This is a genomic window from Ideonella sp. P3_A4, from assembly GCF_056403075.1.
This window is the reverse complement of the sequence record NZ_JBFUGE010000069.1, coordinates 1-18,736: the sequence shown is the minus strand read 5'-3', so window position 1 is coordinate 18,736 and position 18,736 is coordinate 1. Positions and strand designations below refer to the sequence as shown.

The 18,736-nt window shown below is 63.8% G+C and carries 15 protein-coding genes; all 15 read left to right on the top strand.

The window, feature by feature from the left end; all coding sequences use genetic code 11:
* Positions 1–126 precede the first annotated feature (126 nt).
* Entirely contained in the window at positions 127–1,224 is a 1,098-nt protein-coding gene (locus tag AC1DYI_RS09695; protein ID WP_477203892.1) for a glycosyltransferase family 4 protein, read from the top strand.
* Complete coding sequence (locus tag AC1DYI_RS09690; protein WP_477203891.1) at positions 1,221–2,351, top strand: glycosyltransferase; 1,131 nt, start codon at positions 1,221–1,223, stop codon at positions 2,349–2,351. The genes AC1DYI_RS09695 and AC1DYI_RS09690 overlap by 4 nt, the downstream gene beginning before the upstream one ends.
* A gap of 10 nt (positions 2,352–2,361) precedes the next feature.
* Complete coding sequence (locus tag AC1DYI_RS09685; RefSeq protein WP_477203890.1) at positions 2,362–3,516, top strand: KpsE/RkpR family capsule polysaccharide export protein; 1,155 nt, start codon at positions 2,362–2,364, stop codon at positions 3,514–3,516.
* 28 nt (positions 3,517–3,544) lie between these two features.
* A complete protein-coding gene (locus AC1DYI_RS09680; RefSeq protein ID WP_477203889.1) occupies positions 3,545–4,315 on the top strand; it encodes an ABC transporter permease in 771 nt (256 codons plus the stop codon).
* A complete protein-coding gene (locus AC1DYI_RS09675; protein WP_477203888.1) occupies positions 4,312–4,992 on the top strand; it encodes an ABC transporter ATP-binding protein in 681 nt (226 codons plus the stop codon). Before AC1DYI_RS09680 ends, AC1DYI_RS09675 begins: the two co-directional genes overlap by 4 nt.
* Complete coding sequence (locus AC1DYI_RS09670) at positions 4,989–6,473, top strand: glycosyltransferase family 4 protein (RefSeq protein ID WP_477203887.1); 1,485 nt, start codon at positions 4,989–4,991, stop codon at positions 6,471–6,473. Before AC1DYI_RS09675 ends, AC1DYI_RS09670 begins: the two co-directional genes overlap by 4 nt.
* A gap of 79 nt (positions 6,474–6,552) precedes the next feature.
* A complete protein-coding gene (locus AC1DYI_RS09665; RefSeq protein WP_477203886.1) occupies positions 6,553–8,448 on the top strand; it encodes a GAS domain-containing protein in 1,896 nt (631 codons plus the stop codon).
* A 41-nt stretch (positions 8,449–8,489) separates the two neighbouring features.
* Positions 8,490–9,599 (top strand): hypothetical protein, encoded by a 1,110-nt coding sequence (locus AC1DYI_RS09660; RefSeq protein WP_477203885.1) that lies wholly within the window; start codon positions 8,490–8,492, stop codon positions 9,597–9,599.
* Entirely contained in the window at positions 9,596–11,209 is a 1,614-nt protein-coding gene (locus AC1DYI_RS09655; RefSeq protein ID WP_477203884.1) for an O-methyltransferase, read from the top strand. The genes AC1DYI_RS09660 and AC1DYI_RS09655 overlap by 4 nt, the downstream gene beginning before the upstream one ends.
* Before the next feature lie 10 nt (positions 11,210–11,219).
* Entirely contained in the window at positions 11,220–11,909 is a 690-nt protein-coding gene (locus AC1DYI_RS09650) for a 6-hydroxymethylpterin diphosphokinase MptE-like protein (RefSeq protein ID WP_477203883.1), read from the top strand.
* A 36-nt stretch (positions 11,910–11,945) separates the two neighbouring features.
* Positions 11,946–12,935, top strand: coding sequence for a glycosyltransferase family 2 protein (locus AC1DYI_RS09645; protein ID WP_477203882.1), 990 nt, complete (start codon positions 11,946–11,948; stop codon positions 12,933–12,935).
* On the top strand, positions 12,841–13,548 hold the full coding sequence (locus AC1DYI_RS09640; protein WP_477203881.1) for an acylneuraminate cytidylyltransferase family protein: 708 nt from the start codon (positions 12,841–12,843) through the stop codon (positions 13,546–13,548). Before AC1DYI_RS09645 ends, AC1DYI_RS09640 begins: the two co-directional genes overlap by 95 nt.
* On the top strand, positions 13,545–14,474 hold the full coding sequence (locus tag AC1DYI_RS09635) for a phosphoglycerate dehydrogenase (RefSeq protein ID WP_477203880.1): 930 nt from the start codon (positions 13,545–13,547) through the stop codon (positions 14,472–14,474). The genes AC1DYI_RS09640 and AC1DYI_RS09635 overlap by 4 nt, the downstream gene beginning before the upstream one ends.
* Positions 14,475–14,691: 217 nt before the next feature.
* Complete coding sequence (locus tag AC1DYI_RS09630; protein WP_477203879.1) at positions 14,692–17,154, top strand: bifunctional glycosyltransferase/CDP-glycerol:glycerophosphate glycerophosphotransferase; 2,463 nt, start codon at positions 14,692–14,694, stop codon at positions 17,152–17,154.
* A 29-nt stretch (positions 17,155–17,183) separates the two neighbouring features.
* Positions 17,184–18,566: a hypothetical protein gene (locus AC1DYI_RS09625; protein WP_477203878.1), complete on the top strand. Its 1,383-nt coding sequence runs from the start codon at positions 17,184–17,186 to the stop codon at positions 18,564–18,566.
* Positions 18,567–18,736 lie beyond the last annotated feature (170 nt).

Below are 18,736 nucleotides of genomic sequence, written 5' to 3'. Positions count from 1 at the left end.
GACCCAGGCCGGCCGTGACGATGTTCTGCGCTGGATCGAGCAACTGCCGCATGCCGAAGCCGATGGCGAGCCGGCGCGCGAGATCCTGCGTGCTCTGGTGCCGGAGTTCAGCCAGCCAGTAGCCCGATGAGGACGATTTTTGTCAACGGCAAGTTTCTGCTGCAGCGACGCACCGGCGTGCAGCGTGCTGCCTTTGAGTGGCTCAACGCCATCGATCGACAACTTCGCGAAGAGCCGTCTACGCCTGAGCGCTGGATCGTCCTGCGCCCCCCGGACGCGCACGCGCCGCCGTGGCAATGCATCGAGACCCGGCCGGTCGGCCGGTCGGGGGGATCGCTGCTGTGGTGGGAGCAATGGTCGCTGCCGTTGGCCGCCCGCGATGGCTTGCTGGTGAGCTTGGCCGGCTCGGCCCCGTGGTGGGCCCGGCATCAGGTCGCCACGCTGCACGACGCCGCTGTATGGGATCAGCCGCTCGCCTACACCTGGGCATTTCGAACCTGGTACCGGGCGCTGTTCTGGCACCTGGGTCGCCGCGCTTCGCGTCTGCTGACCGTGTCGGCGTTTTCGCGCGAGCGGCTGGCCGCTTGCATCGACCAGCCGCAGCAGCGCTTCACGGTGATCGCCAATGGTGCGGAGCACCTGAGCGCGGTCGATGAAGAGGCCGGCTCGCCGAACCGCGTCGAGCCGATGCCCCACCGATTCGTGCTGGCGGTGGCCAGTGCCAATCCGAGCAAGAACCTCGCGCGGCTGGTCGAGGCTTTCGGGCGGTTGGACCCATCGGAGGGGTTGCGCCTAGTCATCGTCGGCGGGGGCAATGTCCGGGTCTTTGCGGACACCGGGCTGCCCGCGACCGACGGTGTGTTGCGCGTGGGCGCCGTGGACGACGCGGCGTTGAAGGCGCTGTACGGTCGCGCCCTGGGGTTGGTCGTGCCCTCGCTCTACGAGGGCTTCGGCCTGCCGCCCCTGGAGGCCATGTCCTGCGGCTGCCCCGTGGCCGTGGCGCGGGCCGCCGCCTTGCCCGAGGTGTGTGGTGACGCGGCGATCTACTTCGACCCGCGTTCGGTGGATGACATCGCGGCCGCCCTGAGCCGACTGGCTGGCGACAGTCGATTGCGCGACGACCTGCGTCAAGCCGGCCGCAGGCGCGCTGCCACGTTCACCTGGCACAGTGCCGGTCAGCGGTTGCGCGAAGCGATTTGTGACGAAGCGCGAATGTCGTCATGAGAGTGCTTCAGCTGTCCAAGTTCTATCCGCCGGAATGCGGGGGGATCGAATCGGTCGTGCGCGAGCTGACCGAAGGGCTGAACCGAATGGGATGGCCGACCGACGTCCTGTGTGCCCACCGAGAGCGCCGAAGCGTCGAGGAATCGACGCCCGGCGCTTTCCGTGTCGTCCGCGCTGGCTCGTACGGCATGCTGCTGTCTACCTCTCTGGCGCCGTCCCTGATCGGCCTGACCCGTCAGATGGCGCCGGCCTACGACATCGTCCACGTGCACATGCCAAACCCGTTAGCCGCGCTCGCACTGTGGCGCGCACGGCCGCAGGCCCGCGTTGTCGTGCATTGGCACAGCGACGTGATCAGTCAGCGGATCGCGTTGAAGTTCTACGAGCCGCTGCAGCGCTGGCTGCTATCGCGGGCCGACGCTGTCGTGGTGACATCCCAGGCATATGGCGACGCCTCCCGGGCTCTCGGGCCTTGGCGCGGCAAGCTGGTCTTGGTCCCGCTGGGAATAGGCGACAATCTCGGCCAGACCGATTCGGACCGTGTCGCAGCCTTGAGGCGGGCCTGGTCCGGCCGGAGGATCATCTTTGCGCTCGGGCGTATGGCGCCGTACAAGGGCTTCGATGTGCTCATCGAAGCGGCTGCGCGGCTGCCGGACGATGCCGTCGTCCTCGTTGGCGGCGACGGCCCATGCCTGCGGCAACACCGCGACCATGTGGCCAGGCTCGGCCTAGGCGGCAAGGTGTATTTCCTCGGCCCGATCCCCAACAATGACCTGACGACCTACCACCAAGCTGCCCAAGTGTTTTGCATGCCGTCCCTGACCCGCGCCGAGGCGTTCGGTGTTGCTCAACTCGAGGCAATGAGCGCCGGCCGGCCAGTGGTCTGCTCCGCGGTCAAAGGTTCGGGCCTGTCGTGGGTAAACCTCGACGGGGTCACGGGCCTGACTGTCCGGCCGTCTTCGCCTGAGGAACTGGCTGCTGCGCTGCTCAGGTTGCTGGGCGATCCGGCATTGCGCCTGCGCCTTGGTAACGCTGCACGGCTGCGCTATCTCGAACATTTCACCGCACAAACCATGGTCGACCGCGTGGGGGCGCTCTACCGGCGACTTGTGCCGTCTTTGACCTGAAGTTCATACGATGACAAGCATTGAAACTGCGCCGGCGGCGCCTGCTCATGGCGACAAACCGTCGATCTGGACCCGGTTGAGGAAACGCTTCAACGGCGTCTTCCTGGTTACCGTTTTCTTGCCGACTGTGGCGGCGGTCATCTACTACGGCTTCATGGCCTCCGACGTCTACATCAGCGAATCGCGCTTCGTCGTGCGAAGCCCGCAGCGCGGGGCTCCGACCGGTTTGAGCGCGCTGCTGGCCAGCGCGGGCATCTCGCGCTCGCACGACGACACCTACACGGTTCACGGATACATCTTGTCGCGTGATGCCCTGAAGGAGTTGGAGAAGAGCGTGAAACTGCGCCAGGAGTACAGCCGCAGCGACATTGACGTCTTTAGCCGTTTCCCCGGCCTGAGCTGGGACGACAGCTTCGAGGCCTTCTTCAGGCACTACACCGATCACATCGCCATCTCGTACGACACCGCCTCCTCCATTACGACGCTTGAGATTCGCGCCTTTTCGCCAGAGCTGGCGCGAAACGTCAACGAGTTGCTGCTTCAGATGAGCGAGCGGCTGGTCAACAACCTGAACGACCGCAGCCGACAGGATTTGATCTCGGTGGCCAAGCGCGAAGTCGAGGAAGCCGAGCAGCGCGCAAAAAACGCTTCTTTGGCCATTTCGGCGTTTCGAAGCAGCAACCGCGTGTTCGACCCGGCTCGCGAGGCCGGCATGCAGATCGATACGGTGGCACGGCTGCGGGAGGATCTTCGCCTCACCGAGACGCAGATCGCCCAGCTGCGCCAGGTCGCGCCTTCCAATCCGCAGCTCTCGACCCTGACGGCCCAGGCGGCTCGCTTGCGTCAAGCCATCGAGGCCGAGACCGGCAAGGCGTTGAACGGGCGCGATTCGCTCAGCACCAAATCTCCCGTCTTCGAGCGTTTGGCGCTGGAGCAGGAGTTCGCCGTTCGGCAGCTCGCGACGGCTCTCGCGTCGCTCGAGGCCGCGCGCAACGATGCCGCACGCAAGCAGCTCTACCTCGAGCGTCTTGTCGAGCCCAATCTGCCGGACACCTCGCTCGAGCCTCGTCGGATCAGGGCTGTGCTCACAACCTTCGTGGTGGGCATGATCCTGTGGGGGGTGATCAGCCTGCTGATCGCCGGGGTGCGGGAACATGTCGACTAAGCCTTTGACGCCCGGGCAATCGACTTTCATGGAGTCGCTGGCCATTCAGATCCGCGTCATCAAGGCCTTGATGATGCGCGAACTGATCACCCGTTTCGGTCGCCAAAATTTCGGGGTGCTGTGGTTGTTCGGCGAGCCCATGATCTTCACGCTGGCCGTGGCAACGCTGTGGAAATCGGCGGGCATGCACCATGGCTCGGCCATGCCGATCGAGGCCTTTGCGATCACGGGCTACTCGTCGGTCTTGATGTGGCGCAACACCGCCAGCAAGTGCAACAGTGCGCTGATCCAGAATCGCACCCTGATGTACCACCGTAATGTGCGGGTCATCGATGTCTTCCTGACGCGCATCCTTCTGGAGGTCGCGGGGGCGACGGCTTCTTTTACCTTGCTGACGCTGCTCTTCATCGGCGTGGGAGCCATTCATCCGCCGATCGACCTGCTCAAGGTGGTCGGCGGCTGGGCGATGCTGGGCTGGTTCGGTGCGGGCCTCGGGCTGACGCTAGGGACCGCCTCCGCCTACGACGAACTCGTCGACCGCTTCTGGCATCCCGTGTCGTATGTCCTGTTTCCGTTGTCGGGGGCGGCATTCATGGTCGAGTGGATGCCTGATGCCGCGCGCAGCTATGTCTTGCTGCTGCCCATGGTTCACGGTGTCGAGTACATGCGCGAAGGTTTCTTTGGCGWCGTGGTGCGCACGCATCACGACCTTGCCTACATGGCGACGGTGAACCTTGTTCTGACCTTTACCGGCCTGGCCTTGATGCGGGGCGCGCAGCGCCACACGGAGCGCGAATGATTCGGGTTGAAAACGTCAGCATGCACTACTACACCCGGCACGGCCGGCGGACGGTGCTCGATCGCATCAACCTGACTCTGGAGCGCGGTCGCAACGTCGGCATCCTCGGCCGAAACGGAGCCGGCAAGTCCACGCTCGTTCGCTTGCTGGCCGGGGCCATTCAGCCCACCACGGGTCGCATTCATCGAGGCATGCGTGTGTCGTGGCCGCTGGCCTTCAACGGCGCATTCCAGACCCACTTAACCGGCCTGGACAATCTGAAGTTCATCTGTCGCGTATACGACGTCGACTACGAGCCCCTAATCCCGTTCGTGGAGCAGTTTGCCGAGCTTGGCATCTACTTCCGCGAGCCCGTGCAGCATTACTCGTCCGGCATGGTCACGCGCCTGGCTTTCGCACTGTCGATGGCCATCGAATTCGACTGTTTTCTCATTGACGAAATTCTCGTCGTCGGCGACAAGCGCTTCCACCAACGCTGTCACAACGAGCTGTTCGTCAAACGCAAGGACCGCTCGTTCATTCTGGTCTCGCACGATCCTAAGATCATCCGCTCGTTGTGCCAGACAGCCTGCGTATTGCATGAGGGGCGCTTGCATCATTTCGACTCGGTAGACGAGGCTTATCAGTTCTACGAAGCGGCACCATCGGTCCCGTTTCGCGGTGGAGCCACACCATGAGCCGCCCCACCATGAAGCTGCTACTGGAGATGCGGCCCGCCCTTGATGGCCATGCCGGCATTCCGCAGGAGACGAGGCTGCTGTTCCGCGGCCTCAGCCTGCTCGAAGATGTCGAGGTCGAGGGGATGCTTCAAAGCAGCAGCCGCATCCTGGCGCGCGGGTTGGTACCTTCCTCGCTACGGCAGAGCCCGGACCGACAGATCAATCGACTGTCTCGTGTAGTGGTGGCGCTTCAGTCCCGCGAAGGCTTGAGCCGGCTGGAGCGCGTGGTGATGGCGTTGCGCTATTCGCTGGTGCCCATGCGAACGATGCTGAGCGTCATATTCGGCCTGCGGCACTCGCTAGGCATCTTCGAGGCCGAGCACTTCAAAGACTTCATCTGGCGAGCCCTGTTCGCGCGCACGCTGCCGCCATCGGACTTTGCGCTGGTCACGCAGGCTCGTTACCGCGTGGCGCGAATGCCCTGGGCGGCCCTGCACGCCGTCGGCCTGGCCACTCGCCGGCTGGGACGCGCCATGTACCCGCGCCTGGACACGCGCGGCTTCGACGTGATGGTGGCCGAGACCCCCTACCCGGGGCGGGTGAGTGGTTCGACGAAGCTGGTGGTGCGCTACCACGACGCGATACCGCTGCTGATGCCGCACACGATTTCCGACAAGTCCTACCATCAGGCGTCCCACTATCACGCGTTGCGTCGCAACGTGATGGACGGTGCCTGGTTTGCCTGCGTGTCGGAGTCGACCCGGCAGGACCTGCTGTCGGTATTCCCGGAGGCGGAGCCGCGGGCGGTGACGATACCGAACATGGTGTCTCATCACTACTTCCCGGAGCAGTCGTCGCCGCAGCGGGTGCCCGACATCCTGCGCCTTCGACGGCACCCCGAATTCGAAGCTCAGAGTGCGCCGATCATCAGTCGCGGCGGCGGGGGCCTGCCCTACCTGCTGATGGTCTCGACGATCGAGCCGCGCAAGAATCACCTGACGCTGCTGTCCGCCTGGGAACAGCTTCGTGCCGAAGGCTGGGCGGACCTTCAACTCGTCTTCGTCGGGATGCTGGGCTGGGAGCATCGGGCCATCGTCAAGAAGTTCCGCCCCTGGCTGGCCCGCGGCGGCTTGCACATCCTCGAAGACGTACCGTCCGACGAACTGCGCTTGCTCTACCGTCACGCGCGCGTGACGGTCTGTCCAAGCTTTGGCGAGGGCTTCGACTACTCTGGCATCGAAGCAATGCGTTGCGGCGGTGTCGTCGCGGCTTCGGACATCGCCGTGCACCGCGACGTGTTCGGCAACGCCGCCGAGTACTTCTCCCCCTATTCGGCCAGCGACGCGRCTGCTGCGGTCGCCCGGCTCATCGGTCCACAAAGCGAGCCACGCCGACACGAACTCGTGTCCGTCGGCAACGAGGTTTCCGCTCAGTACCTGCCGGAGCGCGTCCTGCCTCAGTGGAAGACGTTTCTAGGTTCTCTGGCCGCCAAGGCCTGACGGTTCTGTCATGACTCATACGACTTTGTTCAGCCTGGGAACCCCCTTTGGCCAATGGCCCTCATTGGCAAGGTCGTTCTTGGACGAGCGCCTGCTCGATCCGGCCATTGCAACATGGCACGAGGAAGTGGTGTGTGCACCGCTGCCCGAGGTCAACGGCGCAAACGTCCTCGACGCCCTGGTCTCGGTCAAGATCGACCGGGCGATGCTGGAGCGGCTTCAATCGCAGCGCCCGACGCAGTCGCCATGCTGGGGCGGATGTGATGTTCGCTTGAGCTGGACTGGCCAAGCTGTGGCTCAACTGCCTCACGCGAAGTTCCTGATCTGGGTCGAGCATCCGGCCAGCCCGTTGGCGCATTGGCTACCCACGGCCGGAGAGGCGGATGCGGCAGCAGCGCTGGCTGTCATTGAGTCATCCGTGCTCGGCATGGTTGACTTGGTGCACAGGCATCGGTCTCGCTGCCTGGTGGTTTATGCAGACGAAGCAGCGGCCAACCCCGATGCCCTTGCTCGTCAGCTGAAGGAATGGCTTGGGGTCGATCCCCGGCGCGTCGCGTTGCCCGCTCCGCAGGCGATGGATCCACTCTACCAACTCTTGTCCGAACAGCTTGTCGCATCGAGTCCGCGCCTGTTGCGCGACTATGAACGGCTCTACGCCAGCTGCGTTCCGCTGGCGGAAACGGAGCAGGCATCCGCTTCGCGGTCGGCTCCTCTGGCACTGGAAGCCATCAAGGTCCAATCCCGATCCCGCGAGGATCTTGCAAAGGCGCAGCGCGACAGCGAGCACTTGTCGGCCGAACTGCGGCGGGCCCAGCAAGGGCTCGAGCAGGCGTTTCAGAAGCAGCAGCAGGACAAGGCCGCGATCGCAGCCAGCCATGCGAAGGACGAGGCGGCGAGCCGGGAAGCAGCGACACACGTGCAGCAGCTGAGCGCTGATTTGCAGCGCCAGGTGCAGGAATCCGAACTGATGCTGGTGCAACTGCATCAGGTTCAGGAGGAACTCGAGCACTACTACCGCGCCTATCGCAACCTGCAAGCGTCACCGAGCGCCAGGGGTGCATCGCCGATGGCCAAGAAGACAGCATCGGTCGAGATCGGGATCGCGCGCGACACGCCACCACATCGTGAATTGAACCTCGTGATTCACGGGCTTCAGGTCGACCAGAAAAAGCTCGGACGGCTCCACGCGCGCCTGGTCGAGCATCACGGACGTCCGGGTCTCGCATTGCTGCAGCCCGGCAAGGAGCCCGCACCTTTGGCGGTCTGGGAGCCCAGCGGTTCGGAAGGCGAACTCTCCTTCGTGCTGCTGATTCCGTCCGACGACTACGGTAGGCAGCGCCTGCAGCGCATGGGCGCGTCGGACTGGCGTGTTGTGGAAGCCGTGATTCGCTGCATCGAGGGCGGGCTTGACGGGCGCTCGACGAGTGCGTCGTCGTACCACTGGGTTAACGTGGCGCAGCGCCTGTCCCGGCAGATCGCGGAGCTGCCTGAGAGGTTTCGCTTCGACCGCGTAGCTGCGGCCCCCGACCCCCAAGCCGCCGGGGCCTTTCTCGCCATGTTCGGGAATGTGTCATTTGGCTCCCGGTACATGGCGCAAGTGCAGGCGCGGTGGTGGCCGCAAACGGCCTCAGTGGAACTGCTTCGCCCGGACAACGGCGATGGGCCGATGCCAAGCAATTGGCCAGTCGACCACGCGGGTAAGTGGGTGGCGGCCTGGCCATTGCCGCTGGGCGGAGCGCCGCACGATGCTTTGTCCGCCGCGTGGCGCGGCATGAGTCGATTCGACCGCGAGTTCCTCTTCGGCCTGCTCGACGCGCTGCCTGCAGCCACCTATGGCCTCCAAGGCGCCGCGACGGGTCACGCCGATGAGATGGTCCCGGCCGCCGCCAAGCCGCTGAGGGCTGCCTACAGACTTTTCCATGGCGGCCGTTTGCGTCGCGTCGTGCAAGCGGTGCGCGGACGCATAGCCACCTGACGCCAAGTTCCCGCTTTCCGTAGTACCACCCAATGCAAGCCATGAGTGCACTTCTTGAATGCCTGAATCAACTTCCCGGCGTCAAGCTCGGCACGGTCGTCCACGTCAATCCAGTCGATGCCGAGGTCCTCGACCACTATGCAAGGCTCGGCGCGACGCGAATCGTGCTGGTCAGCGCCGATTCAGACGCCCTGTCTGTGCTGCAGCGAGCAGCCAAGGAGCGTGCCGGCGTTCGCGTGGTCGAGGCGGCTGTGGCGCCGCGTGCGCAAGAGGCGGAGTGGCTGCGTTTCAACGTGCGGGAACTCAACGGACTACAGCAAGCCGGGAGTGATTTGCGCACGCTCTATCCGCGTCTGAAGCTGCTGGAGCGCTTACCGCTGACGACGACGACCCTGCAGAGCCTGTTGGCTCAGACGGCGCCAACGCCGGCGCAGCTGGGGGCACAGAATCTTCTCGTCCTCGAGACGCCGGGCGTCGAGGCGGGCCTGCTTCAAGGGCTTTCACTGGAGATGATCGACGTCTTCGGTCTCATCCTCATCCGCGGAGCTCGCGCAGGGCTGTTCGAGAAAGTCGAAGATCCCGACGCGGCCCACCGTTGGCTGCGTGAGCGCTTCTACCGCCCTGCGACGCCGCCTGCGAGCACCGACGGCCTGTGGCCCGTGTCGCTGATGTGTTTCGACGTTCACGCTGCCGAACAGGCGGCTGCCTCGCGGCGGATCGAAGAGTTGAAGGTACAAGTCGAGCAGCTCTGCAAGCTGCGTGACGACCAGGCGAAGTCCGCCGCAGAGYGCAATGCCCAGATCCAGGCGCTGACCGAGGCCGGCCGTCAATCCGACAAGCTGGCGCAGGAGCGGCTCGCGCAGATCGAACAGCTTACCCAGGCACGCGATGAGCAAGCCCGGGCCTTGGCGGTCGGCCAAGCGCAGGCGCAAAAACTTGCGCAGGATCGTCTTGCCCAGTTGGACGTGCTCGGCAAGGCACGCGATGAGCAGGCGAAGCTGGCTGGCGAAAGGCAGCGGCGCATCGCCCAGCTCGAGGCCGAACTGACCGACCTCACGGCGCGCCAGGGCATGCTGCGCGAGGAACTGATCAAGGCAGAAGCCCACGTCGAGCTGATCTCTGACTTGATCCTGTGGGAGAAGGTGCGATGACCAAGGCGCGCCGTCAACGTCAACCTCATAGCGGCGCAGCGCAGGGCCCGGACGCTTTCCTCTCCGAGGGGTCTGAGCCCGTTTCGTCTGACGCCGGCGCGGCCGACCAAGCTTGTGCGATGGATGTCGTGCCCTACAACGCGAACCACTTCGACGAGGCGCGGGAGCAGTGGGCTGCGGCGAACTGGAAGGCGCTTGGCCATGTCGACCCGGATGAGCTCGAGAACCACCCGGATCGAGCCCGGCTCGCGATGATCGGCGCTGCTTCGGCGCTTCAGATGGGTGACCGAAGATCTGCTGATGAGCTTATTCAGCGCGCCATGCTGTGGGGCTGCGACAAGCACTTCATGCTGTCGGTGCTGGTTGCCTCGGCGCAGCACTGCCTGGGTCGAGCCTCACTGGCCGCCGACAGGACGGATCAGGCGGACCAGCACTTGCGACAAAGCCTGTTCGACCGGCACCTGCAGTCCGAAGGTCGACGGGTTGCTGGTGAGCGCGCCGACGTGGCGCTGGCCGAGCTGGCCACGCGGCGTGGGCTCGTCGGACGCCAGCGTAAGAGCGGCCTCAAGCCGCACAAGCAGGCTGCGCCGGTGTGGATCGCCGAACTGGTGACCCGATGCCTGTCGATGGAGGACGTCCACGAGGCCATCGACGACGTGCTGGACAGCCTGCCGTCCCGGGCCGACGAGCGCGTGTGGTTCTTGATGAGTCTGGCTGACCAGTTCGAAATCCGGGGGGACAAGGTCACGGCAACCAGCTACCTCAACGTGGCGATGGAATTGGCGCAGGGGGCCGACGAAGACCTCAGACTGGTCCTGGCTAGGCGGCTGGTCGCCGGCGGGCAGGCGACAACGGCCATGGACATGCTCGTTGGTGATGCCATCGACGCCGTGCGCACCCGGGTCGGCGTTGATGACGGCAACTTCGCGCAGTCGCTGACCCAGGCCTACAAAGGCGTGCGGGAAGCAGGGCAAACGCGCCACGAGCACGGCCATGAATTGCTATTGGCCCACCTCAAGCTGAGCATGCCGCGAATCAAGGCGCAGGCAGGCGGGCGCCGGATGACCATGGTCGAGATCGGAACCACTCGCGAGAACGTCCCCGGGCAAGGTTCGACGCGCAAGCTGGCGGAGTTCTGCAGGCATGAAGGCCTAGACTTCGTTACCGTCGACATGGACCCGCACAACACCCACGTTGCCCAGCGCATGTTTGAGCGCCTGTCGATGGACTTCGAGGCCGTCGCGATGAAGGGCGAGGACTATCTGCGCGACAGGCAGGCGCAGGTCGACTTCGCGTTTCTCGATGCCTACGACTTTGACCATGGGCAGCACAGCGACCTTCGCCAGAGTCGCTACGTCAAGTTCCTGGGTTCCCGCATCGACGAAGAGGCATGCCATCGCATGCACCTCGAGTGCGCCCAGTCGTTGGTGCGACTGCTGTCTGCCCACGGGGTGATCTGCGTGGACGACACGTGGTTCGAGGACGGTCACTGGACCGCCAAGGGAACGCTGGCCGTGCCTTACCTGCTGGAGTACGGCTTCGAAATCATCGATGCTCGCAATCGAGCCGCGTTGTTGAAGCGTTCGGCCGCTTCGCTCCCATCCGCGTGAGGACCTGCCCATGAGCGACCGCCTGAGGTTGATCCGGGATCGCCATCGCGGCCAGCGATGCGTGATCGTCGCCAACGGCCCGTCTCTCAATCGCATGGACCTGGGATTCCTGCGGCGCGAACACGTCATCGGGATGAATAAGATTCACCTTGGCCTGTCCACTTTCGGCTTCTATCCGCGCTACTACGTGGCCATCAACCCCAAGGTGGTTCAGCAGTCCGCCGGCGAGATCCGCACATTGAATTGCGTGAAGTTCATTGGCGCCCAGGCCGCGAAGACTGCCGGCTTGGTCGAGGATGCGTTGACGTATGCCATCAACACCGATTCGAGCGAGCGGTTCAGCACGGACCTCGCGCGCGGTATCCACGAGGGCTGGACGGTGACCCACGCCGCCTTGCAGGTGGCCTACCATCTCGGATTCGCGGAGGTCGTCCTGATCGGCCTGGACCATCGCTACAGCTACCAAGGCAGGCCCAACGAAGCGCGGGTGATGGATGGGGCAGACCCCAACCATTTCACGGATCGCTATTTCGGCTACGGGCAAACCTGGGACAATCCCGACCTCGAACAGTCGGAGGAGTCGTATCGCGCCGCATTGGCGGCCTTCCGGCAAGACGGAAGGTTGATTCACGACGCCACGGTCGACGGCGCGTGCGAGGTCTTCCCCAAAGCAGACTACAAAGAAGTCTTTCCAGCCTGACACGTGGTCAGACAACACGAATCACGGGCAAGTCCCATGCGCGTCAGCATTGTCATCCGCACGCTCAACGAGGCCCGCTACCTGGGCCAGTTGCTCGAAGGCATTCGCCGGCAGCAAGTCGACCGTGTCGACGTCGAAACCGTGGTGATCGATTCGGGGTCCACCGACGCAACGCTTCAGATCGCCCAGGCTCACGGTTGCGTACTGACGCACATTCGCCGCGAGGATTTCTCGTTCGGCCGATCGCTGAATATGGGTTGCGAAGCGGCCAGCGGCGATATCTTCGTCTTCGTCAGTGGCCACTGCGTGCCCTGCGACGAGCATTGGCTACAAGCGCTTTGCGTGCCGATCCTCGACGGCGTCGCCGACTACACCTACGGCCGCCAGGTCGGGGGGCCCGAGAGCCGGTTCAGCGAGTGCCGCATCTTCGAGAAGTACTACCCGGCGGTCTCGCATATTCCCCAGAGCGGCTACTTCAGCAACAACGCCAATTCGGCCCTGGCGAGAGCCGCCTGGGCGGCGCACCGCTTCGACGAGGACCTCACCGGACTTGAGGACATGGAACTCGCCAAGCGTCTGTGCCAGGTGGGCGGACGGGTCGGCTACGTGGCCGACGCGCCGGTGTATCACTACCACCACGAGACCTGGCCGCAGGTCAAACGCCGCTTCGAGCGCGAAGCGATTGCCCTTCAGCGCATCATGCCGCAAATCCACGTGTCGCCCGTGGATCTCATGCGCTACGTCGCCAGCAGCATCTGGCATGACGTCCGCCACGCCCGCCGGGATGGTCGCACCGCCGCGCTGATCGGTGAGATCGCGCGCTACCGCCTTGCTCAGTATCTAGGCTCGTACAAGGGTAACCATCAACACCGCAAGCTGTCGCGTGCTGAAAAGGACGCCTACTTCTACCCCACCAATCGACGCAACACGCATGAAACCATCGAAATACAAGGTCGTCGCCCTGCTGCCGATGAAGGCCAACAGCGAGAGAGTCCGCGGGAAGAACTTCCGCGAGTTCTGCGGTAAGCCGCTGTTCCGCTGGATGCTCGACACGCTGCTCGACATCGAAGAGATCGACCAGGTCATCATCAATACCGACGCGCGCCAGATCCTGGCCGACAACGGTCTGACCGACACCGACCGTGTGACGATTCGCGACCGGCGGCCCGAGATCTGCGGCGATTTCGTTTCGATGAACCTTGTCATCGGTGACGACCTCGCGAATGTGGACGCCGACGCCTACCTGATGACCCACACCACGAATCCGCTGATGAGCGCGGGCACGGTGCGTGAAGCTCTTGCCGCCTTTGTCGAAGCGCGCGCGAAGGGTGCGGCCGACTCGCTGTTCACGGTGGACAAGGTTCAGACCCGTTTCTACCGGGCGGACGCCAGTGCCGTGAACCATGACCCGAACAACCTCGTCCGCACGCAGGACCTGGAGCCCTGGTACGAGGAGAACTCCAATCTCTACATCTTCACGCGTGAGAGCTTTGCCAAGACCAATGCCCGGATCGGCGCCAAGCCGATGATGCATGTGGGCCCAGCTTTCGAGTCCATCGACATCGACACGCCCGAAGACTGGGACTTGGCCGTCGTCGCCGCGAAATACCTGCTCGAAAAGCAAGGGGGCGCGAAATGAGGATTCTCGTCACGTGCCCGCCGATGCTCGGGCTGATCGAGGAGTTCATCCCGGTGGCGCGCGAGCAGGGATTCGAGCTGGTTCCCGCCAAGGTTACGCAGACTCTTTCCGAGAGCGAACTCATCTCCCTGTTGCCAGAGTACGACGGTTGGATCATCGGCGACGATCCGGCGACGCGGCGGGTGTTCGAAGCCGCAATGGCCGGCCGCCTGAAGGCCGCGGTGAAGTGGGGAATCGGAGTCGACAACGTCGACTTCGCGGCCTGCAGGGATCTGGGCATTCCGATCATCAACACGCCCCAGATGTTTGGTGCCGAGGTGGCGGATGTCGCGCTCGCCTACGTCATTGGTCTGGCACGTCAGCTGTTTGCCATCGACCGCGGTGTGCGTGAGGCACGCTGGCCCAAGCCGGCAGGCATCAGCCTGGGCGGCAAGAAGGTCGCGCTCGTGGGCTATGGCGACATCGGTCGGGCGCTGGCCAAGCGGCTGCTTGCCTGCGAGATGGACGTCGTGGCCTACGACCCAGGCGTCTCGGGCGACGGTGGTCTGGCGGGCGTGCAGCGCGCAGTGTGGCCGAAGCGCGTCGAGGAGGCTGATTTCATCGCCTTCACCTGCTCGCTCAACGAACGCAATCGCCACATGCTCGGTTCCGAGGTTCTGGCGCGCTGCAAGCCCGGCGTGTTCGTGGTCAACGTGGCCCGCGGTCCGCTGGTCGACGAGGCGGCGCTGGTGCAGGCGCTGCAATCGGGCCATGTTCAAGCCGTGGCACTGGACGTGTTCGAAATCGAACCCTTGCCAGCCGAATCGCCGTTGCGCGCCATGCAGCAGTGCGTGTTCGGCTCGCACAACGGTTCGAATACGCGAGACGCGGTGCGCCGTGCGAGTCAAGAGGCGATGCAGCGCCTGTTTGGCTTTCTCCGAACCTGAAGACCGCCGAGATGTTCCGGTCGCCGGTGCCTCCGGCGGCACCAGCCCCGGCGGCGTCGTTAGAACCGACGCAGCGGGCTACTTGCAGGAACTTGATGTTGGTTCCCCTAGGCATTTGCGCGCAGCCGGACTGCCCGGCAGTCTCACGCGTGAACCCACGGGTTGTTTCCCCGGGCGCAGGCATGTGCAGGCATGCCACGACCATTTCCGTTGCAGCATGAGCCTTCAACACGCCAACACACTTGAACGCGAAGGCCGCCTCGCCGATGCGCTCCGACTGCTAGCCAGCCTGCGGAGGTCAAGCGAGTCGTCGAGCCCGATGGCGAAGATCTACGTTGCGAACATGCAGCGCATCGTCAGAAAGCTGGGCAAGGAGGCAGACAAGCCTCTGCAAGCGTTGCTGGCAGACGCAGGCTTGGCCTCGATGCTGCAACTTGAGCTGCCAGCCCGCGATCGCGAGCCTGCCATCAAGAAGCCGCGGCACGCCGGGCCGACGGTCACGGTCGTCGTGCCTTGCTACAACGCGGCGCAGTACCTTCCTGCAACCATCGCTAGCATCCAGGCCCAGACTTTCGGCGACTTCGAATGCATCTTGATCGATGACTTCTCGTCCGACTCGTCCGCCGAAATCGCCAAGAGGGTGACGAAGCAGGATCCGCGATTCCGCTTCTACCAGCACAGGGCGAATGGCGGACTGGCCGCATCGAGAAACTCCGGCATCCGCCTAGCCCGCGGCTCCTATGTCTGTTTCCTCGATGCCGATGACCTGTTCGCGCCATCCTCGCTGACACATCGGGTCGATCTCCTGCAGCGGTTCGACGAAGATGAGCTCGTGGCAGGGGTGTTCGACCACTCGGTCACGGTGCCGGACAGCTTCAATGGCATCGTCGCCGGCACCAAGGTCAAGCCGAAGGCCGACTACGTCGACTTCGTGACTGCGCAGGGCGACTGCCCCTTCAATGCGAATCAACCGATGCTGAAACGCTCGGTGTTGATCGAGATGGGCGGATTCCCCGAGAAGTACCCACAAGCCGAAGACTGGCGCCTCTGGTCCAAGGTGCTCAGAGCCGGCTATGTGTTTCTTCCGGTCGACACCGTCGGAAGTGCATACAGGCAGACAGCGAACAGCATGATTCGGCGGGCTCCGCTGGTTCACGTTGCCAAGTCCGCCGGCAACTTCTTTCGAGCGCACCTGCCGTACGCGGATGAGTCGGACGATGTCGAAAAGAGGTACGAGCAGCACTTCTGCGCTTCACCCGCATTTCCGCGGGAAGCCGGGTTCTATAAGGCCAAGCAAGCTTTCATCGCGCGCTTGATCAACTTCGTCGGGATCGAACTGGGTAGAAACGTCGACCGCGGCTGCGCGCTTGCGGTCACCGAAGCCGTGACGGCCATCAGGGAGGTGGAGCAGGAGTTCGCGCTGGCGTTCACTGGCCACACCCTCCAGACCTTCGAGCATTGGCTCGAGGCGGGTGTCCGGCGCTACTTCGGCGGGGATGCACTCCCGAGGAGCCTGGAAGACGTCGTCTCCCAGTTCGCGAGCGAGGTGTTGCAGGAGTTGGGCGTGCTCGATGGCGCGATACGAGTGGGTGCGTCAGGCCGGATACTGCCCCGTCGCGACCTGAACCGGAAAAACTTGCGGACGATCGATGTCCTGTTTATTCCCCACAAGGACTATCACACCAGAAGCTTTGAATTGCTTCTCCCGAGTCTCCGAGAGCGTGGGATCAGTTTCGCATTCGTGGACATCTCCGTCCCTTACCGGGACGAGCGGGCGCGACTGCCGGGCATCGAAAGCCATGTGCTGTCCTACAACGAGTTCGTGTTCTCCGTGCTCGCACCGCGGGTGATCGTTTGCATGAACGACTGGGACACGGTCGTGAAGCCCTTGGTGCGAAAGGCGAACCAGAAAGGCATCCCGACGATCGGAATCGTTGAAGGCGTGCAGGACTATCTCGACGTCGACACTGGACGCAAGCGCAACCCGTACCGCGAAGTGTCGAATGTGCTTCTTCCCGGAGACTTCGACCGCCGCTACTTCGAAGGAGCGAGTCAGCAACTTTGGGTAACCGGCGTTCAACGACTCGAAGGGCTTGAACGTTGGAGGGTGGAACGATCGAGGCCTGAACGGATGCCCAGCCGCATGGTGGTTCTGAATGTCAACTTCTCCTACGGCGTGCTCACCGACAAGCGTGCGCAGTGGGTTGCGGATGTGCAGCAGGCGTGCGACGAAGCCGGGTATCGGCTGGTGGTCTCTCAGCATCCGCAAGACGATGGTGATCTGTCCGCCTACGACGTCGACAAGCGGCCTCTGTACGACCTCATGGTCGAAGCCGACTTCTTCATCAGCCGATTCAGCGGTGCGATCCTTGAGTCGCTGGTGATCGGGTGTCCCGTGATCTACTACAACGGGCACCATGAGCTCGTCGACAAGTTCCATGACGGGCTCGGTGCCTACGAAATCGCCGACACCGTCGAACAGCTTTCCCGATTGCTCAAGGCGGGGCCGAAGACGGACCTTGACAAGTCCAAGTTCCTGGCCGCTCACTGTGGAATCGAAGATACGCAGCGTGCGAAGGGCTCGATCGAGCGAACCGTGGATTGCATCCAGGAAATCCTCGGAACTTCCCACGCGGACGAGGGCCGGCTGGAACAGTTCAAGGCATCCCTCTTGGCCTAAAGTCCCGTCAATTCCTTAGGAGTCGTGACATGCACTTGAAGAATCTGTTCGTCCCGAGAGTTGTCGTATTGGCCTGTACGGCCTGGGGCCTGGCTGTCCCGGCTCTCGCACAGGACTCCGGCCAGGGGCCCAGCGCGACCAGGTGGCGGGCCTGGGTCAACCACCGCCTGGAGATGCCGGACGCCAAGGCATTTCCTCGTTTCGGTTGGTCGTACTTTGGATACGTCAAGGACCAGGATTCAGCCCGAGACCTGGGCACGTACGCTGATGCCGGCTTCTCCGATGTCCAGGTCCGAATGCAGGACGATCTGCTGAAGAAGGCCGGCGGCACCGGGCTCGGCCTGATCCTCGGGACCTGGGAAGGCGCCCTCGATCATCCCGACCGAATCGATACGCTGCTCAAGCGCGCGAAGAGCGAGCGGGTCGGGGCCATGGTCATCGTCAAGGACGAGCCAGACCAGAAGAGCCTGGAAGGGATTGGCCAGCTCAATGCCAAGCTGCTGGCAGACGGTGATGCGCGTGTCCTTCCCTTGTTGACGGTGCTGCCGGCCCATGCGTCGGGTCCCAGTACCAGCAGCACCCGGTTCAATCCCGGCCTGGCCTGCGACCGGACCGGTTCGTATTGCGACTTCGTGCGTCGCGTCGCGACGGTGGCCAAGCCCAGCGCGATCCTGCCGACGCTCTACGCCATCTATGAAGACGGCACGGAGCGCGGCGACTACTACGAGCAACTGCAGGAAGTCCGAGACCTGACGCGATCGCAGGGCATCGGTCATTTTGGGTCCGTGCTCGTGACGCCGCACTACGACGGGTGGTCCAAGAAGATGTATCGGCGTGCCACCAGGGCAGACATCTTCTGGCAGGCGTACAGCCACATTGCCTACAACGCTAAGGGCTTGTCCATCTACAGCTACCGCACGAAGCCGACCGACTTCGAGAAGCCGCCGACGGCGTACGGCGAGGGGGTGGTGACATCGGCGGAGGGGAAACCCACGGAGACCTACCGCAATCTGCAAGACCTGAACTGCGAGCTCGGAGCGCTGGGAAAAACGCTGCTTCAGCTTGACGCGGCGAAGGTTCATGGTGTGCGGATGCCCAGCCAGCGAGGTCTGGACGCCGGGCTGCCGCCGTCGATCGAGGAGGCGAAGGGGAGCGCGTTCTTGTTGGCCGAGATGAAGGGACAAGGCGACGACGGCCGATTCGTCCTCGTCGTCAATGCGCGGCACTCGGGAGGCGACTCGGCCGACGAACTCCGGTTGCGCATGAGTCCGAGTCAGCAGGTGAAGCAACTCTCCGTCGGGCCCAAGTGCCTGCGCGAAGACGTGCCGCTGGCTGAGAAGGACGGGTGGCTGCAGCTCAAGCTAGAGCCCGGCCGTGCGGCGCTGTTGCAAGTGGGGCAGGGCAAGAGATAGGCTCTTTGCGCATTGCCTATGGATGAGCGAATCGGCCGAGGGAGAGGCTGAGGAGCTGCTCCGGAGGTAGGTGGCGCGGCGCGCAGCGGTCAACAGCCCTGAACCAACCCAGGTAGTGGTGCAGGTAGGTGGTAGCCACACCGCGAAAGCGGCGCAGCCAGCCCTTGAGC

What these genes read in the sequence shown, in the direction of transcription:
- AC1DYI_RS09645 (WP_477203882.1), top strand. Translation starts at nt 11,946, where the DNA reads ATGCGCGTCAGCATTGTCATCCGCACGCTCAACGAGGCCCGCTACCTG.
- AC1DYI_RS09685 (WP_477203890.1), top strand. Translation starts at nt 2,362, where the DNA reads ATGACAAGCATTGAAACTGCGCCGGCGGCGCCTGCTCATGGCGACAAA.
- AC1DYI_RS09655 (WP_477203884.1), top strand. Translation starts at nt 9,596, where the DNA reads ATGACCAAGGCGCGCCGTCAACGTCAACCTCATAGCGGCGCAGCGCAG.
- AC1DYI_RS09630 (WP_477203879.1), top strand. Translation starts at nt 14,692, where the DNA reads ATGAGCCTTCAACACGCCAACACACTTGAACGCGAAGGCCGCCTCGCC.
- AC1DYI_RS09695 (WP_477203892.1), top strand. Translation starts at nt 127, where the DNA reads ATGAGGACGATTTTTGTCAACGGCAAGTTTCTGCTGCAGCGACGCACC.
- AC1DYI_RS09650 (WP_477203883.1), top strand. Translation starts at nt 11,220, where the DNA reads ATGAGCGACCGCCTGAGGTTGATCCGGGATCGCCATCGCGGCCAGCGA.
- AC1DYI_RS09690 (WP_477203891.1), top strand. Translation starts at nt 1,221, where the DNA reads ATGAGAGTGCTTCAGCTGTCCAAGTTCTATCCGCCGGAATGCGGGGGG.
- AC1DYI_RS09675 (WP_477203888.1), top strand. Translation starts at nt 4,312, where the DNA reads ATGATTCGGGTTGAAAACGTCAGCATGCACTACTACACCCGGCACGGC.
- AC1DYI_RS09625 (WP_477203878.1), top strand. Translation starts at nt 17,184, where the DNA reads ATGCACTTGAAGAATCTGTTCGTCCCGAGAGTTGTCGTATTGGCCTGT.
- AC1DYI_RS09640 (WP_477203881.1), top strand. Translation starts at nt 12,841, where the DNA reads ATGAAACCATCGAAATACAAGGTCGTCGCCCTGCTGCCGATGAAGGCC.
- AC1DYI_RS09635 (WP_477203880.1), top strand. Translation starts at nt 13,545, where the DNA reads ATGAGGATTCTCGTCACGTGCCCGCCGATGCTCGGGCTGATCGAGGAG.